The sequence below is a fragment of the Methylibium sp. genome, from assembly GCF_013817365.1.
Classification (GTDB): Bacteria; Pseudomonadota; Gammaproteobacteria; order Burkholderiales; family Burkholderiaceae_C; genus Methylibium.
This window is the reverse complement of record NZ_JACDCU010000459.1, coordinates 1-3,050: the sequence shown is the minus strand read 5'-3', so window position 1 is coordinate 3,050 and position 3,050 is coordinate 1. Positions and strand designations below refer to the sequence as shown.

The following is a 3,050-nucleotide window of genomic DNA, read 5'->3' as shown; positions in this document are numbered from 1 at the left end:
ACGACCACGGTCCCGAGATCGCCGGTGGCCCGCCCGGTTCGGCCGACGAAGACGGTGACCGCTATATCGAAATCTGGAACAACGTGTTCATGCAGTTCAACCGCGACGAAGCGGGCGTGATGCACAAACTGCCCAAGCCGAGCGTGGACACCGGCATGGGTCTGGAGCGGCTGACGGCGGTGCTCCAGCATGTGCATTCGAACTACGAGATCGATCTGTTCGTCGCTTTGCTGAGCGCGGCCAAGAAGGCGGTCGATGCGGCGGGGGGCAAGGATTGCGACGCCGACTCGCCTTCGCTGAAGGTGATTGCCGATCACATTCGCGCTTGCAGCTTCACGGTGGTCGACGGCGTCATTCCCGGCAACGAAGGCCGCGGCTACGTGCTGCGCCGCATCACGCGCCGCGCGATCCGCCACGGCTACAAGCTGGGTGCGCGCAAGCCGTTCTTCCATGCGTTGGTGGCTGCGCTGGTCGGCGAGATGGGTGACGCCTACCCCGAGCTACGCCGTGACGAAGCCCGCGTGACTGAAGTCCTTCGACAGGAAGAGGAGCGTTTCTTCCAGACCATTGCCAACGGCATGGAGATTCTCGAGGCGGCATTGGTCGGCGGTAGTCAGCGCCTCGACGGCGAGCTCGCCTTCAAACTTCACGACACCTTCGGCTTTCCTCTCGACCTGACCGCCGACGTTTGCCGCGAGCGCGGTGTGACAGTCGATACCGCCGCCTTCGAGGTCGCCATGAAGCGTCAACGGGAACAGGCCCGCGCGGCCGGCAAGTTCAAGATGGCGCAGGGCCTGGAATACAGCGGCGCGGCGTCCACCTTCCACGGCTACGAAGCGCTGCTGCACGAGCAGGCCACTGTGACGGCCGTTTATGTCGATGGCCTGTCGGTGCCCGGCGCCAGAGCCGGCGAAGACGCCGTCGTCGTGCTCGACCACACGCCCTTCTATGCGGAGAGCGGCGGGCAGGTCGGCGACAGCGGCGAGCTGCGCAATGCCAGCTCGCGCATGCTGGTCGAAGACACGCAAAAGATCCAGGCGGAGGTCTTCGGCCACCACGGCCGCGTCGTCGAGGGCGAGATCAAGGTCGGCGACGTGCTGCACGCGCGGGTCGATGGCGAGTTGCGCGCCAGGACCGTGCGCAACCACAGCGTCACGCACCTGATGCACAAGGCGCTGCGCGAAGTGCTCGGTGGCCATGTGCAGCAGAAAGGCTCGCTGGTCAACGCCGAGCGCACCCGCTTCGACTTCGCGCACAACGCGCCAATGACGCCCGAGCAGATCCGCCGGGTCGAGGCGATCGTGAACGCCGAGGTGCTGGCCAATGCGTCCACCGAGGCCCGCGTGCTGCCCATCGAAGAGGCGCAAAAGCTCGGCGCGATGATGCTGTTCGGCGAGAAATACGGCGACGAGGTGCGCGTGCTCGACATCGGTACGAGCCGCGAACTCTGCGGCGGCACGCACGTGCGGCGCACCGGCGACATCGGGCTGTTCAAGGTGGTGGGCGAGGGCGGGGTGGCGGCCGGCATCCGCCGCATCGAGGCCATCACCGGCGACAACGTGCTGGCTTACCTGCAGTCACTGGAGGCCACCGTCAACGGCATCGCCGGCACGCTCAAGGCCGCGCCGGCCGAGGTGCCGGGGCGCGTGGCTCAGATGCTGAGCGAAGTGCGTGCGCTCGAACGTGAACTGGCCGCGCTCAAGGGCCGGCTGGCGTCATCGCGAGGCGACGAGTTGCTTGCCCAGGCGGTCGACGTGGGCGGCATCCAAGTGCTTGCCGCTCAACTCGACGGGGCGGATGCCAAGTCGCTGCGCGACACGCTCGATCAGCTCAAGAACAAGCTCAAGAGTGCCGCCATCGTGCTGGCCTCGGTGGACGGCGGCAAGGTGCAGCTTGCCGCCGGCGTGACGGCCGATCGGATGGGCAGCATCAAGGCCGGCGAGCTGGTCAACTTCGTTGCTCAGCAGGTGGGGGGCAGGGGCGGCGGCAAGCCGGACCTGGCCATGGCCGGGGGCAGCGAGCCGGCCAAGCTCGGCGCTGCACTGGCCTCGGTGGTCGGCTGGGTGGGTGAACGGGTCTAGGACGAAACGGCAGCTGCCGTCGTAAGGTGTTTCGCCCTCTCCCGCACGCGGGAGAGGGCGCTTCGGCAGCGTCGTTGCGACAGCGTTTCGAAGTGCGGCGGGGCAACGAATGTATGCGCAGCGGTACTCAGCGAGTCGCTTCGACCACCGTCGCGATGGCCCGCCCCAGCTCGATCACGGCCAGCGCGTAGTAGCTCGACTGGTTGTAGCGCGTGATCGCGTAGAAGTTCTGCGTACCGGCCACGTAGCTCGGCGCGTCGTCGCCGTTGTGCACTTCGACCAGTGCCAACGGGCCTTCGTGCGCGCGGCCAGTGGCGTCGAGTGCGGCGCCGCGCTCGGCGAATTCCGCCGCGCTGAAGCTCGGCAGGATGTCGGGCGCCAGCAGGACCCTGCGGCGGCTCTCGTCGACCGGCACGTTCACACCGTAGTGCGTGCTCATGCCGCGCTGCCAGCCGAACTCTGCCAGGTAGTGGGCCACCGAGCCGATGACGTCGGTCGGGCTGCCGTGAAGATCGGTGCGGCCGTCACCATCGAAGTCGACTGCGTAGTAGAGGATCGAACTCGGCATGAACTGCGGCATGCCGCTCGCGCCCGCATAACTGCCGAGCACCGACAGTGGATCGATGTTCCGGCTGCGGCACAGCAGCAGGTAGTGCTCGAGTTCGCTGCGGAAGTAGCCGCTCCGGTCGCGCCGGGCCACTTTCGGAAAATCAAAGCTCAGCGTCGTTAGCGCGTCGAGCACGCGGTAGTTGCCCATGTGGCGGCCATACAGGGTTTCCACGCCGACGATGCCGACGACGATTTCCGCTGGTACGCCCCAGCGCGCCTCGGCTTCGCGCAAGGCGGGCTCGTTGTCGCGCCAGAACTCGACTCCGGCGCGGATGCGCACCGGCTCGACGAAGCGCGCGCGGTAGGCGGCCCAGTTCCTCGCCGCGCCGGGCGCTGTCGGCGGCGGGGCAATGAGCCGCG

2 protein-coding genes are annotated in these 3,050 nt (G+C 67.4%); one reads left to right on the top strand and one right to left on the bottom strand.

All coding sequences use genetic code 11. From position 1 onward, the window contains the following. Positions 1-2,081, top strand: a 2,081-nt coding sequence (gene alaS, locus H0W38_RS19680; protein ID WP_292457348.1) for an alanine--tRNA ligase, incomplete at its 5' end; no start/stop codon positions are given. 127 nt (positions 2,082-2,208) lie between these two features. On the opposite strand, the gene mltB is transcribed toward alaS, so the two are convergent. Continuing rightward, a partial coding sequence (gene mltB, locus H0W38_RS19675; RefSeq protein WP_292457345.1) for a lytic murein transglycosylase B occupies positions 2,209-3,050 on the bottom strand: 842 nt, incomplete at its 5' end.